Origin of the sequence: Xanthomonas hortorum pv. pelargonii, from assembly GCF_024499015.1 — a bacterium.
Taxonomy (GTDB): Bacteria; Pseudomonadota; Gammaproteobacteria; order Xanthomonadales; family Xanthomonadaceae; genus Xanthomonas; species Xanthomonas hortorum_B.
The window spans coordinates 22,725-48,167 of sequence record NZ_CP098604.1 but is presented as its reverse complement, the minus strand read 5'-3'; the positions used below and the strand labels follow the sequence as shown (position 1 = coordinate 48,167).

At 64.8% G+C, this 25,443-nt stretch carries 1 protein-coding gene and 2 pseudogenes; all 3 read right to left on the bottom strand.

The window, feature by feature from the left end; translation table 11 throughout:
• Positions 1-55 precede the first annotated feature (55 nt).
• Positions 56-16,399, bottom strand: a pseudogene (locus NDY25_RS00150) (non-ribosomal peptide synthetase); the annotation flags it as partial.
• Positions 16,386-16,802, bottom strand: a complete 417-nt coding sequence (locus tag NDY25_RS23075; RefSeq protein WP_425526366.1) for a phosphopantetheine-binding protein — start codon at positions 16,800-16,802, stop codon at positions 16,386-16,388. The pseudogene NDY25_RS00150 and the gene NDY25_RS23075, both read right to left, overlap by 14 nt.
• Positions 16,803-16,944: 142 nt before the next feature.
• Positions 16,945-24,924, bottom strand: a pseudogene (locus tag NDY25_RS00145) (non-ribosomal peptide synthetase); the annotation flags it as partial.
• Between the last annotated feature and the right edge of the window lie 519 nt (positions 24,925-25,443).

Below are 25,443 nucleotides of genomic sequence, written 5' to 3'. Positions count from 1 at the left end.
GCGCGGCCAGACCGGCCGGGGTGGGTGCCTGGTAGAGCTGGCGCAGATTCAGTGCCAAGCCCTGCTGTGATGCCTGCTGCAGGAAAGCGATGGCGCGCATTGAATCGCCGCCGATGGCGAAGAACGGATCGTCGCGGCCGACCTGCTGCAGCGCGAACAGGTCTGCCCAGAGCGTGGCGATCCGGGTCTCGATGACGCCGCGCGGAGCACTGAAGGCGGCGATGGCGCGGTCGCTTGCGCGTGGTGCCGGTAAGGCGCGCAGGTCATGCTTGCCGTTAGCGCGCAATGGCAATGCATCCAACTGCACATAGGCCGCTGGAACCATGTGGGCGGGCAGGCGGGCCGCCAGCATCGTGCGCAGTGCTGCCGGAGACAGCGACTGACAATCTGTTTCGGTGCGTGCGACCAGATACGCCACCAGCAATGGCTCGGCCTGATCGGTTTTGTGCAAGGTGACCACGACCTCGGCAAGCTCGCTGCACCCTTCCCGCAACGCAGCCTCGATTTCGCCTGGTTCGACCCGGTAACCGTTGCGCTTGAACTGCCTATCACGCCGGCCGAGGAACTCCAGCGTGCCGTCGCTGCGCCAACGGCCCAGATCGCCGCTGCGATACATGCGCTCGCCGGCGTGGAAGGGGTCGGCCACGAATGCAGCCGCATTCAAGTCGGCATGCCCGAGATAGCCGCGTGCGACGTTGCAGCCGGCGATGCAGATCTCGCCGGGCGTGCCATCCGGCACCAAGCGTCCAGCGGCATCGAGCAGATAGATGTGGGTATTGGCGATGGGCAGGCCGATCGCTGGCGGCGTGTGTTCTTCTGCGTAGCACTGGTGCAGCGTACTCCACACGGTGGCTTCGCTGGGGCCATAGGCGTTGAACAGGCGGCGGCCCGGTGCCCACTGCTGTGCCAGTGCGGCGGGCAGGACGTCGCCAGCGGCAATCAGGGTCTGCAGGCGTGGCAGCGGTGTGTGCGGCAGCGACTGCAGCACGGCCGGCGGCAGCACTGCGTGGGTGATCTGCGATTGCGCGAGCCATTGATGCAGCGACTCGCCGCTGCGCGCCTGTGTGGCCGGTGGCACATGCAGGCTGGCGCCGCTGGCAAGTGCCAGCAACCACTCGAACACATGCGCATCCACGCCGTGAGGTGCCAGCTGGGCCACGTGGTCGCCGGGCCCTGCGCCGAAGGCTGCCAGCTGCGCGGGAACCAAGTTGGCAGTGCTGTGATGTTCGACCAGCACTGCTTTCGGGGCACCGCTGGAGCCGGAGGTATAGACGACGTAGGCCAGATGGTGCGGACTCAGGTCAGGTAGCGCTGGCGCTGTGGTTGCCAGGTTCTTCCAGGCTGGCGCGGGATCGTCCAGCGCGCAGACCTTCAGGTCATGCGCCGCGCCCAGTTGCTGCACGCCCGCGCTGTCAGCCAGCACCAGCAGCGGTGCACTGTCGGCGAGCAGTTGCATCAGTCGCGCCGTGGGCAGGCGTGGGTCGAGCGCCAGATAGGCGCCGCCGGCCTTGAGTGTGGCCAGAATCGCCGTCATCGCCTGCGGGCCGGGTGTGGCGATGACTGCAACCAATCGCTCCGGCGCCAAACCCGCGGTGTGCAGATAGTGCGCGAGGCGGTTGGCCTGCAGATCGAGTTCGGCATAGCTCAGCCGCTGCTCGCCGCATTCCACTGCAAGGGCCTCGGGAGTGCGTTGCGCCTGGATTTCGAACCACCGGTGTAGAGCATGTTCGTCGATTGGCCGTGCGTTGCTGCAGCGGTTGCGAAGCCGCGCGGCTTCTTCTGCAGGCAATAAGTCGATGTCATGCAATGGGGTGTCGGGAGCCTGTTCCAGTGCCTGTACCAGCTGCAGCAACGCGCTCTGCATGAAGCGGCACACGCGGGCTGCGCCGATCTCGGGCAAGGCCTGCGCGGTGAGGCCCAATGCAGTGCCGAAATCTTCCACCGAGATCACCAACGGCAACGGACTGCGTTCGCGCGCATGCAGCAGTTGCGCGCCACCGAGCGTGTGCTGTGCACGTGCCGGTGACTGGTGGCGGTAGTTGATCAAGCTGTTGAACAACGGTGCGGGCGCAGGCACACCGCTGCAGCGTTGCACCATGCTGAGAGAGGCATGTTCGTGCAGCAGCAGTTCGGCCAGCTGTGCGTGCAGTTGCTGCAGTGCTTTGCGTGCACCGCCGCTGTTGCTGCGTACGCGCACTGGCAGCACGTTGATGCATGGGCCCATCAACTGCGCGTCGGCCTGCCCCATGCGCCCCAGCAACACGGTGCCGAACACGGCATCGTCGGCGCCGGCGGCGCGCGCCACCACCAGGCCCCAGGCCAGATGGCACAGGCTGGCCAGGCTAGCCCCGGCGGCCTTGGCCTGGGTGCGCAGGCGCTCGCTCAGCGCCGGATCCAGTGGCAGGTGATGTTCCTCGACCGGTGCGCCATCCGGATGCAGGCCGACCAGGCCGAACGGTGCGGTGGCGGTGTCCACATCGCCGAGTAGGCGACGGAAGAAGTGTTGTTGCTGCACGGCCGCTTCGGGTTGGCGGGTATGCGCCACCAACGCGCGAAACGGCGAGGGCGGCGGCAGCTGCGCCGCGTGTTCGTCCAGATGCTGCTGGATCTCGCCCATCAGCAGATCCAGCGTGGCGTGGTCGCCGACCATGTGGTGCCAGCGCAGCGCAAGTAACCAGCGTTGCGCGTGGGCGTCCTGTACCAAGGTGGCATGCATCAGCGGTGCCTGACGCAGGTCTAGGCGATGGTGCAGCGGGGTGATGAGGTCGGCCAGCCGTGCGCTGGTCTGATCGTTGGGTTCCAGGGTGGCAGCGTCCAACACGTTCACCTGCAGTGGCGCATGCCGCAGAACCACTTGCACCGGTTCGCTCAGGCCCTCCCACACCACCGCGCTGCGCAGGATGTCGTGGCGGTCGATCACAGCCTGCAGTGCCGCCAGATAACGCTGCGCTGCTAGGCGATCGGCGAAGGCCCATTGCGCACTGAGGATGTAGGGATCGCCTGTGCTTGCCAGCAGATGATGGAAGAGCAGGCCGTGCTGGAAGGGCGAGAGTGCGTAGATGTCCTGGACGTTGGCGAGGCCGCCGGGGACTTGCTCAAGCACGCGGTCGATGTCTTGTTGGGTGAGGTCGGCTAGCGGCAGGTGTTGCGGGGTGAGTTGGGTTAGGTCGGGTGTGATGCGGTTGGGCGGGACGATTAGCGTGGTGGTGGTATTTGTCGTGTTGTGCAGGCTTGCGGCAAAACCCGACAGGGTGGGGCTGGCAAAGAGGTTGCGGACTTCCGCATGGAGCCTATCGGCGCGCAAGCGTTCGATCAGGTGGATCGCCAGTAACGAGTGCCCGCCGAGGGTGAAGAACTGATCGTCGCGACCGACCTGATGTACGCCGAGCAGCTCACACCAATGTGCTGCAATGATGTTCTCGGTTGGTCCTTGCGGAGGCACGAAGTCGCGTGTTGCCAAGGCCTCTTCGGTTGGCGCGGGCAGGGCGCGGCGATCGAGCTTGCCGTTGGAAGTCAGTGGCAGCGCGTCCAAATGCACATAAGCGGCGGGCACCATGTAGTCGGGGAGTTGCGCGGCCAGATGGCTTCGCAGTATTTCGATTGGTAGCGCCGTGGTGGCGAGGTAATAGGCCACCAATCGGAGCTGTCCGGGTTGATCGGTACGGGCCAGCAGCACTGCATCACGTACCTGCGGATGGGTTGCCAGTCGTGCAGCGATCTCACCAGGTTCAATGCGCAGGCCACGGATCTTGACCTGATCGTCGTTGCGGCCAAGGTATTCGAGGACGCCATCGCTGCGCCAACGTGCTAGATCACCAGTCTTGTAGAGCTGCGCGTCTGGGGCGGAGCGGAAGGGATCGGGAATGAAACGCTGGGCAGTGAGCTCAGGACGATCGAGATAGCCACGTGCGACTTGCACACCGCCGATATGCAGCTCTCCCGCCACACCGATTGGCACTGGCTGCAGATGCGTATCGAGCACATGGAGCTGCGTGTTGGCGACAGGCGTGCCGATCGGCGTGTTGTCGGGGATATCGGGATTAGCGTTGCAATCCCAGAAGCTGACGTCGATGGCGGCTTCGGTCGGGCCATAAAGATTGTGCAGTTGCACGCCGGGTAGCTGGGTGCGGAAGCGCTGCACCAGTTGCCCAGGCAAAGCTTCGCCGCTGCAAATCACGCGGGTGAGTCCGCTGCAGTGCTGCGGTGCGTCGGTTGCCAGAAAGGCGTCGAGCATCGAAGGCACGAAGTGCAGCGTTGTCACTGCAGCCTCGGCGATGGTTGCGCCGAGGTAAGCCGGATCCTTGTGTCCACCAGGACGCGCCAGCTGCAAACGCGCGCCACTCAACAGCGGCCAAAACAATTCCCACACCGAGACATCGAAGCTGATCGGCGTTTTTTGCAGCACCACATCGTCTGGGGTGAGCGCATAGGCCTCCTGCATCCACAGCAGCCGATTGACCACGCCGCGATGGGTGTTCATCGCGCCCTTTGGCGTGCCGGTGGAGCCGGAGGTGTAGATCACGTAGGCCAGGTGATGCGGTTGTAATTCGGGCACGTGCGGGGCGGTGGTGGGCAACGTTGCCCACGGTGGGCTGGCGTGGTCCAGAACGCAGATGGGCAGTCCTGCGAGACGCTGCATGCTGTCCAGCGCATTGGTATCGAGTGGTGGCAGGCGCTCCGCTGCGTTGGGGTTTAGCAGCGACACGCAACCCAGTGCATCGGTGGTAAACAGCGGTACGTGATCGCGTGCATGGGCATCGACGAGCAGGGCAAGCGGCTGGCTGTCGGCGAGCATGTCGGCCAGGCGCTGGGCGGGGTAGTCCGGATCCAGCGGAACGTAGGCGCCGCCGGCCTTGAGGATGGCGAGCAAGCCGACCACCAGCGCCGGGCTGCGCTGGGCGCAGATCGCCACGCAGACATCGGGGCCGACGCCGAGCTGACGCAGGTGATGGGCAAGCTGATTGGCCTGTGCTTCGAGCGCAGCGTAGTCAAGTTGCTGGGTGTCTTGAGCGACGGCGATTGCGTGTGGAGTGCGCTGCACCTGCTGTGCAATCACCTCGTGCAAGAGCGTGGCGGGGTAGACCACCGGCGCGGGCTGGAACTCGACCAGTACTTGTTGGCGCTCGCGTGGAGCGAGCAATGCGACGGTGTCCAGTGGCGCTTCACCGTCGGCGACCATGGCGCGCAGGAGCGTGTGCAGATAGCCGACGATGCGGGTGGCAGTGGCGGCGTCGAAGACTGCGGTGGCATAGCTCAGCGTGCCGTGGATGCTGACGCCCTGGCCGCCATCGGCGAGCTGCCCGACTGAAGTGCCGCCACTGTGCAATTGCAAGGTGAGATCGAAACGCGCGGCATTGGCCGGAATCTGCAGCGATTGCGGATTCAGCGCGAACCAAGGGTCGTTTGTCATCTCTGACGAATCACCAGGTTCGTCAGTGGTTTCCGGATGATTGGCATGCTCGTCGACAGCAGTGGGCCACACGCCAGCAATCGCGTCTTGCTCCCATGCCATCAGCGTCTGCACCAGCGGCGTATGCGCACTGCTGCGTACGGGCTGCACGGCCTGGACTACCTGCTCGAATGGCAGATCCTGATGCGCTTGCGCAGCGAGTACGTGCTGTTTTACATGCGCCAACAGCGCAGCAGTGCTCAAGCTTGCTGGGGTATCGAAACGGATCGCCAGCGTGTTGACGAAGAAACCGATCAGCGGCTCCAGCTCGGCGCTCGTACGCCCGGCGACCGGGATGCCGACCAACACACAATCCTGCCGGCACAATCGCGATAACAGCGCCCCCCATGCCGCCAGTACGGTCATGAACACCGTGCAGCCATGGCGGCGCGCCAGCATTTCCAGTGCCTGGCCAAGGTCGGCGTCGAAGGCAACAGGAACTTCAGCGCCGCTGAAATCCTGCTGGGGCGGACGCGGACGATCCAGCGGCAGATCAAGCAGGGTGGGTACGCCGGCGAGCTGGCGTTGCCAGTACTCGACTTGCTGCTGACGGCGCGCTCCTTGCAGCCACTGGCGCTGCCAGGCCGCGTAGTCGGGATATTGGATCGGCAGCGGTGGTAAAGGGTTTGGCAGGCCACCTAGGCAACTGACGTACAGGACTGCCAGTTCGTGCAGCAGCACACCGACCGACCAACCATCCGAGGCGCTGTGATGCTGAGTGATCAGCAGCGCATGTTCATCGGCCGACAATTGCAGCAGACGAAAACGGATCGGGGCATCGCGATCGAGCTGGAACGGCGTGTTGGCCTCAAGCGCGATCCACTGCTGCAGCGCGGCGTCTGCGTCAGCGTGATCTGTGAGCGTGCCGTCAGTGAGCAGGTGCTCGTGCAGTACCAAGGCGTGTTCGAGCGGTAGTAACGCGACATGCACCTGTTCGCCACGCACCTTTTCGACATGCGCTTGCTCGGCAGAACGCGGCGCCGGAACCAGACTACTGGTTAGCGCGGCATCGGCGATATCGCTGCTTTGGTGCGGTACGCGGCTCTGCCGAAAACAACTGCGCAACGCCTCATGCCGTGCGACCAGCGCCTGCAGCGCCGCACGCAGGACACCGCGATCCAACGCGCCGTGCAGACGCAAACCCATTGGCATGATGTACGTCGCGCTGGGGCCTTCCAACTGATCCAGAAACCACAGCCGCTGCTGGGCGAAGGACAGCGGCAATGGCTGATCGCGCGGCAGGCGTGGGATCGGTGTAGATATATCCTCCTCAGCGTCTTGTAGCGCGAGCGCCAGGTCGCATAGCACCGGGTGGGAAAACAACAGCGCTACCGGTACGTGCCGTGCAAGCGCGGTCTGCAGGCGGGCGCACACGCGCATGGCCAGTAACGAGTGGCCGCCGAGTTCGAAGAAGTGATCATGCCGGCCAACATGCGGCAGCCCGAGTAGCTCACTCCATAACGCGACCAGCAGACATTCATTTGGGCCTTGCGGCGTTGCATAGCCGGCCGCAGCGACTGCAGCGCGATCGGGCGCAGGCAACGCGCGACGGTCGACTTTTCCGCTGGCGGTGAGTGGCAGGCACTGCAAGCGCACGAACGCCGATGGCAGCATGTGCTCGGGCAGGTGCTTGGCTAGCGCCTCACGCAGCATTGCCGGATCCAACGCGTGGTCGATGCCATTGTCACTGCTCGCCTGTGGCTTCGTCGCTGCAACGACATACGCCACCAACTGCTTGTCGGCCGCGCTTTGCTGACGCGCGATCACCACCGCGTCGGCCACTCCAGCGCAGCCGCGCAGTGCCATTTCAATCTCGCCGGGTTCGATGCGGAAGCCGCGTACTTTCAGCTGCTGATCGCAGCGACCCAGGAAGTCCAGGCTGCCGTCTTCGCGCCAACGCACCAGATCGCCGCTTCGATACAACCGACCACCGGGCACGAACGGATCTTCGCTAAAGCGTTCTTCCGTGAGGACCGGCTGATTGAGATAACCGCGTGCCACGCCGGGCCCGCCGATGTAGAGCTCGCCAGGCACACCGATCGGCACCAATTGGCGTTGATCGTCCAATAGATAAATCCGCGTGCTGGCGATCGGGCGCCCGATCGGCACTGCAGTTACCGGTGCCTTGGCAAAGCGATGACAGGTGCTGAAGGTGGTTGCCTCGGTCGGCCCGTACGCGTTGCTCAACTGGCAGTGCGGCAACGCTTGATTTACACGCTCGATAGCCGCATGCGACAGCACATCGCCGCCGGCCAACAGCTGCCGCAGACTGCGCAACTGCGCCAGTTGCGCAGGACCAAGCAGTTCGAACAGCCCAGCGGTCAGCCACAACGTGCTGACCTGATGCTGTTGGACCTGCGCACAGATCACGTCCAGGTTCAGCGCACCGGGCGGTGCAAGCACCAATCGCGCACCATTGAGCAGCGCACCCCACAGCTCGAACGTTGAAGCATCGAAAGCCAGCGGTGCTGCGAGGAGGAAGCACTGCGAGGCATCGCAGTGGGCGTAGTCAGGCGCGCACACCAGTCGCACCACATTGCGTTGCTCGACCATCACGCCCTTAGGCGTGCCGGTAGAGCCGGAGGTATAGAGCACGTAGGCCAGGTGATGCGGCTGTAGCTCAGGCACAGCAGGTGCAGTGGTGGGCAACGTGGCCCAGGCAGGATCGATCTGATCCAGCTGACAGACCGCCAACGCATCGGGCAGCGGCAAGCGATGCAATGACTGAGCATCTGCAAGCACAGCCACCGGGCGAGCATCGTCCAGCAACGCGCGCAGTCGCTGCGGCGGTGCCTCAGCATCCAACGGCAAATAAGCACCGCCTGCTTTGAGAATGGCGAGCAAGCCGATCACCAACGCAGGGCTACGCACGGCGCTGATCGCAACCAGACAATCGGGGCCAACGCCCAGTGCACGCAGATGATGTGCCAGACGATTGGCCTGCAGATCCAACTCGCCGTAACTCAACTGTGTATCTCCGCACACCAGCGCAGTCGCCTGCGGCGCGCGTGCGGCCTGCTCGGCGAACAACGTTGCCATGCCACGTTGCGGAAACTGCGTGTGGCTGCAGTTGAACGTTTGCAGCAAGCGATCGCGCTCACCGCTTTTCAGCAGTTGCGCCTGGCCCACGATGGCAGCCGGCTGCACGGTCATCGCACGCAATACGTCTTGAAAATGTGTGGCGAAACGTTGCGCACTCCGCACATTGAACAACGCGGTGGCGTAGTTGAGCTGGCCGACCAAGCCGTCGCCTGCTGGCCCCACGGTCAGGCCAAGCTCGAACTTGGCGGTGGTATTGGCCACCGGCATCGGCTCGATCGTGAGTCCATCCCACTGCGTCATTGCCGGCGTGTCTTCCCAAGAAAAAATCGTCTGCACCAGAGGTGGATACGCAGTGCTGCGCAGCGGCCGCAGCGCTTCGACCACCTGCTCGAACGGCAGGTCCTGATGCGCCTGCGCGTCCAGCACGGCCTGGCGGATCTGTGCCAGCAATGCGGTCGCATCCAGGCTGCCAGGTGCGTCGAAGCGGATTGCCAGGGTGTTGACGAAGAACCCGATCAGCGGTTCCAGTTCCACCCGTGTGCGTCCGGCCACCGGGATGCCGACCAGCACGCAGTCCTGGCGACACAGCCGCGACAACAATGCGCCCCAGGCCGCGAGCAAGGTCATGAACAAGGTGCAGCCATGGCTGCGCGACAACGCTTCAAGATCACGCGTCAGCTCGGCATCCAGTTCGAAGCGGACTTCTGCGCCGATGCCGTCCTGCTGCGATGGACGCTGGCGGTCCAGCGGTAGATCGAGCAGCGTCGGTGCGTCGGCGAGCTGGCCCTGCCAATAGTCGAGTTGCTGCTGGCGGCTTGGCCCCTGCAACCACTCGCGCTGCCAGGCGGCGTAGTCCGGATACTGGATCGGCAGCGGCGGCAATGGATCGGGTTGGCCGTGGCGGCAGCTGGTATACAGCGTGGACAGTTCCTGTAGTAGCACGCCCACCGACCAGCCGTCCGAGCAACTATGGTGCTGGGTGATCAGCAGCACATGCTCGGTTGCGCTCAATTGCAGCAGACGGAAGCGGATCGGCGCCTCCCGATCCAGCTGAAACGGAGTCTGGGCTTCTTGTTCCAGCCACTGCTGCACGGCCGCTGCGGAGGCGTCGGCGCTGAGATCGTGCAACGCGTGCTCGGTCAGCACCAACGCGTGTTCCGGCTCCAGCAGCGCAACGTGCGCGTCGCCGTCACTGGTCACGAAACAGCTGCGTAGCGCCTCGTGTCTGGCCAGCAACATTTGCAGTGCCGCGATCAGCGCGGCGCGATCCAGTGCGCCGTGCAGGCGAAGACCTAGCGGCATCAGATACGTGGCAGCAGGCCCCTGTAACTGATCCAGAAACCACAGCCGCTGCTGGGCAAAGGACAAGGGAAGCCGCTGGTTGCGTGCATGCCTTTGGATCGGTGCCAGCGCCTGCACGGTGCCGGCATCCAGAGCGCGCGCTAGCGCATGCAGCACCGGATGCGCGAACAGCAACGCCACCGGCATGTGGCGACCCAAGCTTGCCTGCACCCGCGCACTCAAGCGCATCGCCAGCAACGAGTGCCCACCCAGTGCGAAGAAGTCGTCGTCGCGGCCGATGCGTGGCAGCCCCAGCAGCTCGGCCCACAGGCCGGCAAGGCTGACTTCGGTCGCGCCTTCGGGCGCGCGATAGGCGTGGGTGGCGAACGCATTGTTGTCCGGTGCCGGCAACGCGTTGCGATCCAGCTTGCCGTTGCGCGTCAACGGCAGGCTGTGCAGACGCACGAACGCGGCGGGTACCAGATAGTCGGGCAGCCGTATTGCCAACGCCGCGCGCAGCGTTGCAGGAACAAGCTCGCTGTCTTTCGCGTTCGTCGTTGCGGTGACATAAGCCACCAGCACCTTGCCGTTGCCGGCCGGGCCATCTTCGCGTGCGATCACGGCCGCTTCGGCCACACCGCTGCACTGGCGCAACGCCGCTTCGACCTCGCCCGGCTCGACGCGGAAACCGCGGATCTTGACCTGCTGGTCGCCACGGCCGAGAAATTCCAGGCTGCCGTCTGCCAGCCAACGCCCCAGATCGCCGCTGCGGTAGATCCGCCCGCCCGGATGGAACGGGTCGGCGAGGAAGCGCTCGGCAGTGAGCTGCGGCCGGTTGAGATAACCGTGCGCCACGCCGATGCCACCGATGCACAGCTCGCCCGGCACACCGATCGGCACCGGCTGCAGTTCGCCGTCGAGCAGGTAGATGCGGGCATTGCCGATCGGCCGCCCCAATGGGGGACGTCGCCCGTCTAGCGGCTGGCGCAGCACGCAGGTGGTGGCGAAGGTGGTGGTCTCGGTGGGGCCATAGCAGTGCAGCAACTGCCCGGGCGGGTGCTGGCGCAGCACGTGATCGATGGCGCTCGAATCCACTGCATCGCCGCCTACCATCAACAGGCGTAGCTGCCCGATGACATTGCCTAACGTGTGTGCATGCTGCTGAAACAGGCCTGCGGTGAGATGTAACACGCTGACCGCTTCGCGACGCAGCAGCTGTGCCAGCGCGTCGGCCTGCAAGGTCTGCGCGTGATCGACCACCACCAGGCGCGCGCCATGCAGCAGCGGTGCCCACACTTCCAGCGTGCTGATGTCGAAAGCGGGATTGCCGACCCAGGCAACGCGGTCCTGCTCGGTAAAATTACCGCAGGCCGGATTGCAGGCCAGGTTGATCACCGCACGTTGGGTGATCTGCACACCTTTGGGCCGGCCGCTGGAGCCGGAGGTGTACATCACATAGGCCAGTGCTGCGGCGCTTGCCGGACGTGGCGAGACGCTGGTGACCGCAGCGGCATCGGTATCAAGATCGACCGCATGCAATTGCAGCGTCGCCGCCAGTGCTTGCGGCGCGCGTCCGGCAGCATGCAGCAGATGTCGCGCTGCGCAGTCGTCGAGAATGCTGGCGCTGCGTGTCCACGGCGCGTCCGGATCCAGCGGCACATAGACGGCACCGGCTTTCAGAATGGCCAACTGCGCCAGCACCAGTTCCGCACTGCGTGCTAGCCACATGGCCACCAGCTCACCGGGGCCGACGCCGGCAGCGCGCAACTGCCGGGCCAGCGCAGTTGCGCGCGCGTCCAGCGTGGCGTAATCGATCTGGCGCGCGCCATCGACCACCGCGATGGCGGCCGGGTTGCGTCGTGCCTGACGTTCGAACAGTGCGGCCAGCGCGGTGTGGTCGGGGCAGGGCGCGTTGGTCTGGTTGAAGCTGTGCAGCACCTGCCGGCGTTCGTCTGGCGGAAGCACATCGAGCTGGGTCAGCGCTGTGTCCGGCGATCGCTCCAGCGCAGCGGCCAGCGCTTGCAATGCAGATTCCATGAAGGCGCACAGCCGCTCCGGCGCCAGCGGCGCAACGCTTTGCGCGCTCAGCTCCAGCGTGCGGCCATCGTCTCCCACCGACAGCGCCAGCGGGTAATGCGTGCGTTCCTCGGCGCTCAGCAAGGCGCCGTCTTGCGGGCGCGCGGCCACCGCGTTGGAGCCGGCGTTGTGACGATAGTTGAGCAACGCGGTGAACAGCGGCGCAGGAGCCGGCACCGCGCTGCAACGCTGTGCCAGCGCGAGCGAGGCGTGTTCGTGGCGTAGTAATGCGCTCAGTTCGGCATGGGTGTGCTGCAGCGCCGCCGCCACGCCGGTGTATTGCTGCAGCCGCAGCCGCAACGGCAAGGTGTTGATGAACAGGCCCAGTGTGCTGGCATCGGCCTGGTCCATGCGGCCGAACAACACGGTGCCGAACACCGGCTCGGCGCAACCGCTGCTGCGTGCCACCACCAATCCCCAGGCGAGATGGCACAGGCTGGCCAGACTGACGCCGTGCTGGCTGGCAAGCTGCCGCAGGCGTGCGCTCAGCGCTGGCGGCAACGCGTGTTCGCAGCTGCTCACCACACCAGTGGCATCGAGCAGGCCAAACGGCGCGCATGGCGTGTCCAGATCGCCTAGACGCGCGCGGAAAAAGGCTTCGTGTGCAGCTTGCGGTAGTCCCAGGCGCGCTTGTGCGACCAGATTGCGGAACGGTTGCGGCGGCGGGAATTCATCGCCGCGCCCAGTCAGCAGCGACTGGATTTCGGACTGGATGGTTTCCAGCGTGGTGTGGTCGCCGATCAGATGGTGTTGCAACAACAGCAAATGCCAGCGTTGACCATCCGGGTCGGCAACCACGCTGGCATGCAGCAGCGGTGCACGGCGCAGGTCCAGCTGGCGCAGCTGCGGGTGCGCGGCGAGCTGCTCTTCGAACGATTGCCGTGAATCGAAGCTGGAGCAATCCAGCGTCTCGACCGGCAACGACGCATGGCGATAGACCGCCTGCACCGGTTCGCTCAGGCCTTCCCACAGCACTGCGCTGCGCAGGATGTCGTGGCGATCGATCACGCGCTGCAGTGCGGCCAGGTAAGCGTCCAGCCCGGCGCGATCGGCAAAGCGCAGGCGCAGGCGCAGCAGATACGGATCGCCTTCGGACGCGAGCAGGTGATGGAACAGCAGGCCGTCCTGCAGCGGCGACAGCGCGTACAGATCCTGCAGGTTGGCTAGGCCGCCGGGCACGTGTTCGAGCACGCGATCGATGTCCCGCTGGGTGAGCTCGGCAAGTGGCAACTGCTGCGGCGTGAGTTGGGTCAGCTCAGGGGTGATGCGGTTGGGTGGCACCACCAGCGCGGCGCTGTTGTCGCCGTGCAGGCTGGCGGCGAAACCGGCCAGGGTGGGTGCGGTAAACAGGTGCCGCACCTGCGCATGCAGCCCATCGGCACGCAGACGTTCGACCAGGCGGATCGCCAGCAACGAGTGCCCGCCGAGCGCAAAGAACTGATCGTCGCGGCCTACTTGCTGCACACCGAGCAATGCGCACCAGTGCGCGGCGATGGCGCATTCGGTCGGTCCCTGTGGCGGGACGAACGCACGCGCGGCCAGGGCGTCGTCGGTGGGGGCGGGCAGGGCGCGGCGATCGAGCTTGCCGTTGGGCGTCAGTGGCAGCGCGTCCAGCAGCACGTACGCGGCCGGCAGCATGTAGTCGGGCAATTGCGCGGCCAGTGCGGCGCGCAGCTCGGCCGGTGCGAGCGCGTCGGCGTCAGCATCGGGCTGCGCGGTGATGTAGGCGACCAAGCGTTTTTCTGTCGCGCCGCTGCCGGTGGCGATCACTGCGGCTTCGGCCACGCCAGGGCAGGCGGCCAGACGCGCGGCGATCTCGCCGGGCTCGATGCGGAAGCCGCGGATCTTGACCTGATCGTCGGCGCGCCCGCGAAATTCCAGACGGCCATCGGCTCGCCAGCGCGCCAGATCCCCGCTGCGGTAACAACGTTCGCCCGGCTCGAACGGATCGTCGACAAAGCGTTCTGCGCTCAGCGCCGGCTGATGCAGATAACCACGCGCAACACCGTGCCCGCCGATGTACAACTCGCCGACGCAGCCATGCGGCACCAGCTGCTTGCAGGCATCCAGCAGGTACACGCGGGTATTGGTGATCGGCCGGCCGATGTCGGCGGGGTAATCGCCATCGGCCAGCAGGCCGGAGGTGGCCACGACCGTTGTTTCGGTGGGCCCGTAGTTGTTGCTCAGGCGCAGGCCGGCCGGCAGCCGCGGCAGCCGCCGCAGCTGGTCGCCACCGATCAACAGTTGCTGCAATGACGGCGGCAGCGCGCCTTGTTCCAGCGCCAGCTCGGCGATGGGCGTGACCAGAAAACCGCTGTGCAATGGCTGCTGCCGCCACCAGTCGAGCAAGGCCTGCGGGTCGCGCGCGGTGGTCGCTGGCGGCAGGTGCAAGGTGGCGCCGCTGCACAAGGCCGGCCACAGTTCCCATGCATTGGCGTCGAAGCCGATCGCCGCAGTGGCTGCAGTGTGCTGGCCGGCAGTCAGGCCGAAGCTCTGCTGATGCCAGTGCACGAGATTCGCAAGCGCGCGATGTTCCACCATCACGCCCTTCGGTGTGCCGGTGGAGCCGGAGGTGTAGATCACGTAGGCCAGATGCTGCGGCTGCGCAAGCGCGAGCGCTTCGTCCAGCATCGAAGCCTCTGCCCAGGCAGGCGCGGCGTCATCCATCCGGCAGATCGGCAGATCGATGGGCGGCATCAAATGCGACAGCGTGGCGCTGTCTGCCAGCAACACGCTGGGCCGGCAATCGGCGAGCAGGAATGCCAGGCGCTCGCCTGGATCTTCTGGGTCCAGCGGCACATACGCCGCGCCGGCCAGCAGGCTGGCCAGCAGGCCAACGACCTGCTGCGGGCTGCGCCGCAAACACACCGCGACGCGCGCATCCGGCATCACACCGAGCGCGCGCAGATGCCGTGCGAGCTGTGTTGCCTGCGCTTGCAGCTGCGCGTAGCTCAGCTGCTGCTCGCCTTGCACCAACGCAAGTGCATCCGGTGTAGCTGCAACTTGTGCCGCGAACCACTGCACCACACTGCCGGCCGGTACCGTCATGTGGGTCTGATTACGATCGTGCAGCAACTGTCGGCGCTCGGCGGGCGACAGCAGCTCGATCGTCGCCAGTGCGCGCCGCTCGTCATCGAGCATGCCGCGCAGCAGCGCTTCGAAATAGCCCACCAGCCGCGCGATTGTCGATGCATCGAACAAGGCGGTGGCATAGCTGAGCCGTCCGCACAGCCCTTGCGGGGTCGCCGCCAGGGTCAGAGTCAGATCGAATTTTGCGCTGCGTTCGGCGAGCGTCAGAGGCTGTGGTTGTAATGCCGCCCACGCGCCTTCTTCCGGTGCAGCCTGTGATTCCTCCCAGGCAAACATCACCTGCACCAGCGGGTTGTGGCTGGCATCGCGTGCCGGTTGCAGGCGTTCGACCAGTTGCTCGAACGGCAGCTCCTGATGGTCCTGCGCGGCCAGCACATTGCGGCGGACCTGGGCCAGTAGCGTGGCGGTGTCGGTGGTGAGGTCCACGTCCACGCGCACCGGCAAGGTGTTGACGAAAAAGCCCACCAGCGGCTCCAGTGCGGCACGCGTACGACCGGCGAACGGACTGCCGATCAATACGCTGGATTGCCGGCACAGCCGCGCCAGCAGCGCGCCCCAGCCAGCCAGCAAAGTCATGAAACGCGTGCAGCCGTGCCGCCGCGACAGCGTGTCCAACGCATCGCTGAACTCAGCGTCGAACGCAAACCTGAGTTCGCCGCCATCGCTGTTGGCCAGTGGCGGGCGCGGGCGATCCACTGGCAGGTCGAGCAGGGTCGGTGCGTCGGCCAGCTGCGCGCGCCAGTAGTCGACCTGGCGTTTGCCTTCGCCCGCGCCAAGCCACCGGCCTTGCCAGGCGGCGTAGTCGGCGTAGTCGATCGCAAGCGCCGGTAGCGGGTTCGGCCGGCGTGCGTGGAAGGCGTTGTAAAGCGCAGCCAGTTCGCGCTGCAGCACTGCTTCGGACCAGGCATCCGAAGCGCTGTGATGTGTCGTGCTGAGCAGCACATGTGCATCGTCTGCCAGCTTTAGCAGGCGGAAACGAATCAGTGGGCCTTGTTCGAGTTGGAACGGCGTACTGGCTTCGTGGTCCAGCCAGTGCTGCAGCGCTGCGTCGGCCTGCGCAGCATCAAGCGTGGACAGGTCGTGTTCGCTGAGCTGCAGTGCCTGCTCGGCCGGCAACCATTGCATCCGCACCTGCTCGCCGTCGGGCACAAAGCGGCTGCGCAGTGGTCCATGGCGTGCCAGCAATGCCTGCAGTGCTTCGATCAGTGCGGTGCGATCCAGCGTGCCCTTCAGACGTAGCCCGGCGCACATCAGGTAACTCATGCCGGAGCCGTGCAACTGTTCCAGAAACCACAACCGCTGCTGCGCGAACGAGGCCGGCAGCAGGCCGCTGTGGTCGGTTGGCACCAAGGTGTCCAGCGCCGGTGCGGGGGCGAGGTGCTGTTGTTGCGCCAGCGCGAGCAAGCGTTCCAGTGCGTCGGTGTCCAGAGCGTCCAGCGCGGTGGACTTATCGTGCGACATGATCCATCTCCGTAAGTGCACTCAGTTGCGCCAGCGCGTCGGGCGCCAGGCGTTGCAGCTGTGCCAGCGCGAGCCTGCGGCTGAAAGCGGCCAGGGTCGGGAACTCGAACACCGCCGACAGCGGCAGCCGCACCTGCGCCTGTTCGCTCAACTGCGCCAGCAACCGCACCGCCAGCAGCGATTGCCCGCCCAGCGCGAAGAAGTCGTCGTCGCGCCCGACCTGCGGTAGCCCTAGCAGCCGGCACCAGTGCGCGGCCACCAGGCATTCGGTCGGGCCGCTCGGCGCGCTGTAGGGACGCAGCGCAAACGCCTGGCCTTCCGGCGCCGGCAGGGCCTTGCGATCGAGCTTGCCGTTGGCGGTCAGCGGCAGCTTGGGTAGCACCACCCAGGCCGACGGCAGCATGTGCTCGGGCAATGCGCGGTCGAGTGCGGAACGCAGCGTGGCGGGCCGTAAAGCCGCGGCATCGGCATCGATCGGGCAGCGCGGTGAGATAGGCCACTAACCGCGTCAGGCCAGGGCTGTCTTCGCGTGCCAGCACCACCGCTTCGCGCACCCCGGGGGCCACGAGCAGACGCGATTCGATCTCGCTCAGCTCAACGCGCAAGCCGCGAATCTTGACCTGATGATCGTTGCGTCCCAGGTATTGCAGGTTGCCATCGGGCAGCCAACGCGCCAGGTCGCCGGTCTTGTAGCGGCATGCGGCGTGCACGTCGAAATGATCGTCGGCGACGAAGCGCTCGGCACTGAGCTCAGGCAGATTCCAGTAGCCGCGCGCCACCTGCACACCACCGATCTGCAGCTCGCCCGGCACGCCGACCGGCACCGGCTGGCCGTGGGTATCGAGCACGTACAAGCGGGTATTGGCGATCGGCCTGCCGATCGGCACCAGCCCGCGATGCAGCTGCGGGTCGCACTGCCAATGGCTGACTTCGATCGCCGCCTCGGTGGGGCCATAGAGATTGTGCAATTCAACATGCGGCAACGCCTGCAAACAGCGCCGCTGCAAGGCATCGCTCAACGCCTCGCCGCTGCACAGCAGCCAGCGCAGGCTGGGGCAGTGCGGCGGTTCGGCCTGATCCAGAAACAGCTGCAGCATCGACGGAACGAAATGCGCCTGGGTGATGCCGCGTTGTTCGATCAACCTGGCCAGATACTGCGGATCCTGATGCCCCTGCGGGCGTGCGAGCACCAGGCGTGCGCCGGCCTGCAGCGGCGAGAAGATCTCCCACAGCGAGATATCGAAACCGAACGGCGTCTTCTGCAGCGCCCGATCATGCGGCCCCAGCGGGAACATGGTTTGATGCCACTGCAGCCGGTTGACCACACCACGATGTGCGTTCATCACTCCCTTCGGTTGACCGGTGGAGCCGGAGGTGTAGATCACGTAAGCCAGGCAGCCGGGATGCAGTTCGGGCAGCTGCGGTGCGCTAGCGGGCTGCGCGTTCCACGGCAGGGCTGGTGCATCCAGACGACAGTAAGTGACTTCGGGAAGTTGCGGAATTCTTGCCAGTCCATAGCCATCGCAGAGCACCGCCAGCGGTTGGCTGTCGGCCAGCATGTAGGCCAGTCGCTCGCTCGGATACTCCGGATCCAATGGCACATACGCAGCGCCGGCCTTGAGAATGCCGAGCAGGCCGATCACCAGCTCAGGGCTGCGCTGCAGACATAGCGCCACGCGACATTCCGTACCCACGCCGAGACTGCGCAGGTGATGGGCCAACTGGCTGGCCTGTGCCTCCAATTCGGCGTAACTCAACGAGCGCGCATCCAGTTCCACCGCGATGGCATCGGGCGTGCGCATCACCTGCGCTTCGAACAGCTGGTGCAGACAGATGCCGGGGGCAAACGCGGTGACGCTGGCATTGAAGCTTTCAAGTACCTGCGTCTGTTCTGCTTTGGGCAACACCGGCACTCGCTGCACCGGCGTCTGCGGCGCATGCTCCAACGCATCGACCAGCCCGCTCAGAGCAGTGGCCAGATAGCTGCACAACCGCTGCGGGTTCAGCGCTGCACAGACTTGCGCAGTCAGCGCCAGGCCATGCCCATCGTCTTCCACGGCCAGATGAATCGGATAGTGCGTGCGCTCCTCGCCACCGCGCAGAGCAGTATCGCCGCCGTCGCGATTGTGCCGGTAGTTGAACAAGGCGGTGAACAGCGGCGCCGGTGCCGGCACCGCGCTGCAACGCTGCGCCAGTGCCAGCGAGGCGTGTTCGTGACGCAGTAACGCGGCCAGATCGGCATGCGTGCGGCGCACTGCCGCTTCGGCGCCGATCGGCTCGGCCAGCGCGATGCGTAGCGGCAGGGTATTGATAAACGGTCCGAGTGCTCCGGCTGCGGTCTGCCCCATGCGGCCGAACAGCACGCTGCCGAACACCGCGTCGGTGCAGCCGCTGGTGCGGGCCACGACCAATGCCCAGGCCAGATGGCACACGCTTGCAAGACTGACACCCAAGCGTTGCGCCGCCTGGCGCAGTCGTGCAACCAATGCAGCATCCAGCACCATCGTGTGTTCGCCGGGTGCGGTATCGGCCGCCTGTAACAGGCCGAATGGTGCGCACGGCGTATCCAGATCGCCCAGGCGCTCGCGGAAAAACGCTTCGTGCGCGGCTTGCGGCAATCCCAGACGCGCTTGTGCCACAAGGTTGCGGAACGGTTGCGGCGGCGGGAGTTCAGCGCCGCGTCCGGCTTGCAGCGCCTGGATCTCGGACTGGATGGTTTCCAGCGTGGTGTGATCGCCGATCAGATGGTGTTGCAGTAGTAAGAGGTGCCAGCGTTGATCATCAGGATCGGCAACTACGCTGGCATGCAGCAGCGGTGCGCGACGCAGATCCAACTGGCGCAGTTGTGGGCGCGTGGCCAGTTGCTCTTCGAACGGTTGTCGTGGATCGAAGCTGCAGCAATCCAGCGCGTCAATCGCGAGCGTTGCGCGGCGATAGACCACTTGTACCGGTTCGCTCAGGCCTTCCCACAGCACCGCACTGCGCAGGATGTCATGGCGGTCGATGACGGTTTGCAGTGCGGTCAGATAGGCGTCCAACCCGGCGCGATCGTTGAAGCGCAGCCGCAGGCGTAACAGGTAAGGATCGCCATCGGTGGCAAGCAGGTGATGGAACAGCAGGCCATGCTGGAACGGCGAGAGTGCGTAGATGTCCTGCACGTTGGCGAGGCCGCCGGGAACCTGTTCCAGCACGCGGTCGATGTCTTGCTGGGTAAGGTCGGCTAGCGGCAGGTGTTGCGGGGTGAGTTGGGTTAGGTCGGGGGTGATGCGGTTGGGTGGGATGACTAGCGTGGTGTTGGTAGTTGTCGTGTTGTGCAGGCTTGCGGCAAAACCGGACAGGGTGGGGCTGGCGAAGAGGTTGCGCACTTCGGCGTGCAGCCCATCGGCGCGCAAGCGTTCGATCAGGTTGATCGCCAGCAACGAGTGTCCGCCGCGAGCGAAGAACTGATCGTCGCGACCGACCTGATGTACGCCGAGTAGCTCGCACCAATGTGCTGCAATGATGTTCTCGGTTGGTCCTTGCGGAGGCACGAAGTCGCGTGTTGCCAAGGCCTCTTCGGTTGGCGCGGGCAGGGCGCGGCGATCGAGCTTGCCGTTGGGCGTCAGTGGCAGCGCCTCCAGGTGCACGTAAGCCGCTGGCACCATGTAGTCGGGGAGTTGCGCGGCGAGATGGCTTCGCAGTGTTTCGATTGGTAGCAGCTTAGCTGCCAGGTAGTAAGCGACCAGGCGCAGCTGGCCGGATTGATCTTCGCGTGCAAGCACTACTGCGTCGCGCACATCGGAGTGCGTAGCCAGTCGTGCAGCGATCTCACCAGGTTCAATGCGCAGGCCACGGATCTTGACCTGATCGTCGTTGCGGCCGAGGTATTCGAGGACGCCATCGCTGCGCCAACGTGCCAGATCGCCAGTCTTGTAGAGCTGTGCGTTTGGCGCGGAGCGGAAAGGATCGGGAATGAAACGTTGTGCGCTGAGCTCGGGGCGATCGAGATAGCCGCGTGCGACTTGCACGCCTCCGATATGCAGCTCTCCCGCCACACCGATTGGCACCGGCTGCAGATGCGTATCGAGCACATAGAGCTGCGTGTTGGCAACCGACTTGCCGATCGGCGTGTTGTCGGGCGTATCGTTGCTGGCAGTGCAGTCCCAGAAGCTGACGTCGATGGCGGCTTCGGTCGGGCCATAAAGATTGTGCAGTTGCACGCCGGGTAGCTGGGTGCGGAAGCGCTGCACCAGTTGCCCGGGCAAAGCTTCGCCGCTGCAAATCACGCGGGTGAGTCCGCTGCAGTGTTGCGGTGCGTCGGTTGCTAGAAAAGCGTCGAGCATCGAAGGCACGAAGTGCAGCGTTGTCACTGCAGCCTCGGCGATAGTTGCGCCGAGGTAAGCCGGATCCTTGTGTCCACCAGGACGCGCCAGCTGCAAACGCGCGCCACTCAAAAGCGGCCAAAACAATTCCCACACCGAGACATCGAAGCTGATCGGCGTTTTTTGCAGCACCACATCGTCTGGGGTGAGCGCATAGGTGTCCTGCATCCACAGCAGTCGATTGACCACGCCGCGATGCGTGTTCATCGCGCCCTTGGGCGTGCCGGTGGAGCCTGAGGTGTAGATCACGTAGGCCAGGTGGTCGTGTTCTAGCGCTGGCACGTGCGGGGCGGTGGTGGGCTGGTGGTCCCAGGGCGTATTGGGCTGATCCAGCTGATAAACCGCCAATGTTGTCGGCAGTCCTTTGCAGAGCAACACGCTGTCCGCTAGCTCAGTATCAAGCAGCGAGACGCGTTGCAGCGCGTCGCTAGCCAGTAGCGGGAGGTGTTCGCCCGCATACGCATCGACAAGCACGGCGAGCGGTTGGCTGTCGGCGAGCATGTCGGCCAAACGCTGGGCCGGGTACTCCGGATCCAGCGGCACACAGGCGCCGCCGGCTTTCAAAATCGCGAGCAGCCCGACCACCAACATCGGACTGCGCTGCGCGCAGATCGCCACGCGTACATCGGGGCCGACGCCCAGTTGGCGCAGATGGTGGGCAAGCTGATTGGCCTGCGCATCCAGCGCGGCATAGTCCAACTGCAGTTGATCCTGGGCCACCGCGATGGCATGCGGGGTGCGCTGGACTTGCTGCTCGATCAGCTCATGCAACAACGTGCAGGGATAAACCACAGCAGCCGGCTGGAAGTCGACCAACAACTGCTGGCGTTCGTGCGCATCCAGTAATGCCACGGTGTCCAGTGGCACGGTGCTGTCGGCAGCCATGGCGCGCAGCAAGCTTTGCAGATAGCCGACGATGCGATTGGCAGTCGCGGCATCGAACACGGCAGTGGCATAGCTCAGCGTGCCTTGCACACAGGATGCGGCGAGATTGCCGCTGCGTCGCTGTCCCACTGGCTCGGCACCACTGCGCAACTGCAAGGTGAGATCGAAGCGGGCGGCATTGGCGGGAATCTGCAGCCGTTGCGGATCCAGTGCGGCCCATGGATCGTCCGCGATTTTTGGATGGTCAGCATCTGCACCAGAGACGTGTGGAACCACGCCAGCCACTGCGTCCTGCTCCCAGGCCAACAACGTCTGCACTAACGGTGTATGCGAACTGCTGCGCACGGGTTGTACGGCTTGCACCACCTGCTCGAACGGCACATCCTGATGCGCCTGCGCATCGAGCACTTGCTGGCGCACCTGCGCCAACAGCGCGGCAGTACTCACGCTTGCGGGGGCATCGAAACGGATCGCCAGCGTGTTGACGAAGAAACCGATCAGCGGCTCCAGCTCGGCGCGCGTACGCCCGGCGACCGGGATGCCGACCAGCACGCAGTCCTGGCGACATAAACGCGACAACAGCGCGCCCCACGCCGCCAGCACAGTCATGAACACGGTGCAGCGATGGCGGCGCGCCAAAGTCTCCAGCGCGTGGCTGAGATCGGCATCGAAGTGGATGGCGACCTCGGCACCGCTGAAATCCTGCTGCGGCGGGCGTGGGCGATCCAGCGGCAGATCGAGCAAGCTGGGCGCGCCTGCAAGCTGACGTTGCCAATAATCGAGTTGCTGCTGCCGGCGCGGCCCTTCCAGCCACTGACGCTGCCAGGCGGCGTAGTCGGGATACTGGATCGGTAGCGGCGGCAGCGGGTCTGGCTGGCCGCGCAGGCAACTTGCATACAGCGCAGACAGCTCATGCAACAACACACCCACCGACCAGCCGTCCGAGGCACTGTGATGCTGGGTGATCAGCAATGCATGTTCATCGAGCGACAGCTGCAGCAGACGGAAACGGATCGGTGCATCGCGATCGAGCTGAAACGGCGTGCTGGCCTCATACGCGATCCAGCATCGTAGTTCGGCGTCTGGATCGAAGTGATTGTTGAGTGCGTGATCTGTAAGCAGTTGCTCGTGCAGCACCAAGGCTTGGTCGGGCGGCAGTAGTTCGATATGCACCTGTTCGCCATGAACTCTCTCTGCTTGGACCTGCTCGCCCAGACACGACGTGGGCAGCAGACAAGCGGATAGCGGAGCGTTTGCGATATCGCCGTTTTCTTGCGGCAAGCGGCGTTGCCTGAAGCAACTGCGCAAGGCTTCGTGCCGCGCAACAAGCGCATGCAGCGCCGCTCGCAGCGCACCATGATCCAGCGCACCGCGCAGACGCAGGCCCATCGGCATGATGTAAGTGGCGCTAGGGCCTTCCAGTTGATCCAGGAACCACAGCCGCTGCTGTGCGAAAGACAGCGGCAACGGCTGGTCGCGCGGTAGGTGCGGGATTGCGCCTAGCGCATCGCCAGCACTGCCCTGTAACGCGATTGCTAGTTCACATAACACCGGATGCGCAAACAGCAGCGCCATCGGCACCTGCCGCATCAGTGCGGTCTGCAGCCGGCCACAGACGCGCATGGCCAGCAACGAATGCCCGCCGAGTGCAAAAAAATGATCGTGCCGGCCTACCTGCGGCAACCCAAGTAGCTCGGCCCACACTGTGGCCAGCAGACACTCGTTTGCGCCTTGCGGCGGCACATAGCCGGCTGCCGCGACTGCAGCACGATCCGGCGCCGGCAAGGCACGTCGATCTAGTTTGCCGCTGGCAGTCAGCGGTAACTGCTGTAGCCGCACAAATGCCGACGGCAGCATGTGCTCGGGCAGTTTTTGGGCAAGCGCCGCGCGCAAGGTGGCGGGAGCCAGTGCGTCGATATCGCTGCCATTGCTGTCGCTTGGCTGCGGTGTAGCGATGACATATGCCACCAATTGTTTATCCGCCGCACCTTCCTGTCGCGCAACGACCACCGCGTCGGCCACCCCGGCGCACCTGCGTAACGCTGCCTCGATCTCGCCAGGCTCGATGCGGAAACCACGCACCTTCAGCTGCTGATCGACACGGCCCAGAAAGTCCAGGCTGCCATCCTCGCGCCACCGCGCCAGATCGCCGCTTCGATATAGCCGGCCACCTGGCAAAAACGGATCTTCTCCAAAACACTCAGCGGTCAATGACGACTGATTGAGATAACCACGGGCCACGCCCGGGCCACCGATGTAGATCTCGCCAGGCACACCGATCGGCACAAGCTCGCGCTGGTCATCCAAGAGATAGATCCGCGTACCGGCGATCGGGCGCCCAATCGGTACCGAGGTCACCGCTGCCTTGTCGAAGCGATGACAGCTACTGAAGGTGGTCGCCTCGGTCGGCCCGTACGCGTTGATCAACTGGCAGCGCGGCAAGGCTTGGTTGACACGTTCGACAGCGGCACGCGACAGCACATCCCCGCCAGCCAATAGCTGGCGCAGGCTGTGCAACTGGCTCAGCTGCACAGGATCAAGCAGCTCGAACAGGCCAGCGGTCAGCCATAACGTGGTCACTTGATGCTGCTGCACCTGCGCACAGATCGCATCCAGATCCAGCGCGCCGGGCGGGGCAAGCACCAACTGCGCGCCATTGAGCAACGCCCCCCATAGCTCGAACGTGGACGCATCGAAGGCCAGCGGCGCGGCAAGCAGGAAACGCTGCGAAGCATCGCAATCAACATAGTCGGGCGCACACACCAGGCGCACGACGTTGCGTTGCTCGACCATCACGCCCTTGGGCACGCCGGTGGAGCCGGAGGTATACAGCACGTAGGCCAGATGATGCGGCTGCAGCGCGGGCACATCGGGTGCGGTGCCAGGGAAATCGCTCCACGCGGGATTGACCTGATCCAGCCGACACACCGGCAACGTATCGGGCAGCGGCAAACGACGCAACGCATCTGCATCGGCGAGCACAGCACATGGACGCGCATCGTCCAGCAACGCACTTAAACGCTGTGAAGGCGCATCGGCATCCAGCGGCAGATAGGCGCCTCCGGCCTTGAGTATCGCCAGCAAGCCGATCACCAACGCAGGGCTGCGTGCCGCACTGATCGCAACCAGACAATCCGGGCCAACGCCGAGCGCACACAGATGATGCGCAAGACGATTGGCCTGAAGATCCAGCTCGGCATAACTCAGACGTGTCTCGCCGCACACAATCGCGGTCGCCTGCGGCGCGCGCGCGGCCTGCTCGGCAAACAACACTGCCATGCCACGTTGCGGAAACCGCGTGTGACTGCAATTGAATGTCTGTAGCAAGCGACGGCGCTCGCTCGCTGGCAGGAGCGGCAATAACGCTACAGGGCCATGCTGTGCCTCGCCACGTTCAAGGGTTGTCAGCAGACATCTCAAACGTGCACCGACACGCAAGGCCTGCCGTCGTGTCGAATGCGAGCTATGCAATCCGCAACGAAATCGCTTGCGTAACTTGCAGATCTGCAATTGCAGCTGCGGTGTCGCGGTTGCGCCGACAATCACTGCACTGTCGTTCGTTACACCGATCTCGATCAGCGTCGGCCATGCATGTGCAACGTCACCACGTTGCGCCTTTTTCGATTGCGCATCATCTTGGCCTACAGGACGGAGTGCACATTCATCCAATGCGGCGTGTACCTGTTCGCAAATCGCACTGCAGGCGTCGTGCACGCGTGGATGCAATGTCAGCTGGTGTGTGTGGTCTATGTAGCGCAGCTTGATCTGCAACGGCACTTGCTCGCAGGTCCGCGCCAG

Coding starts and splice junctions, on each gene's coding strand:
- NDY25_RS23075 (WP_425526366.1), bottom strand. CDS start 16,802: ATGCTGCCGTCGGCCTGGGTGGTGCTACCCAAGCTGCCGCTGACCGCC.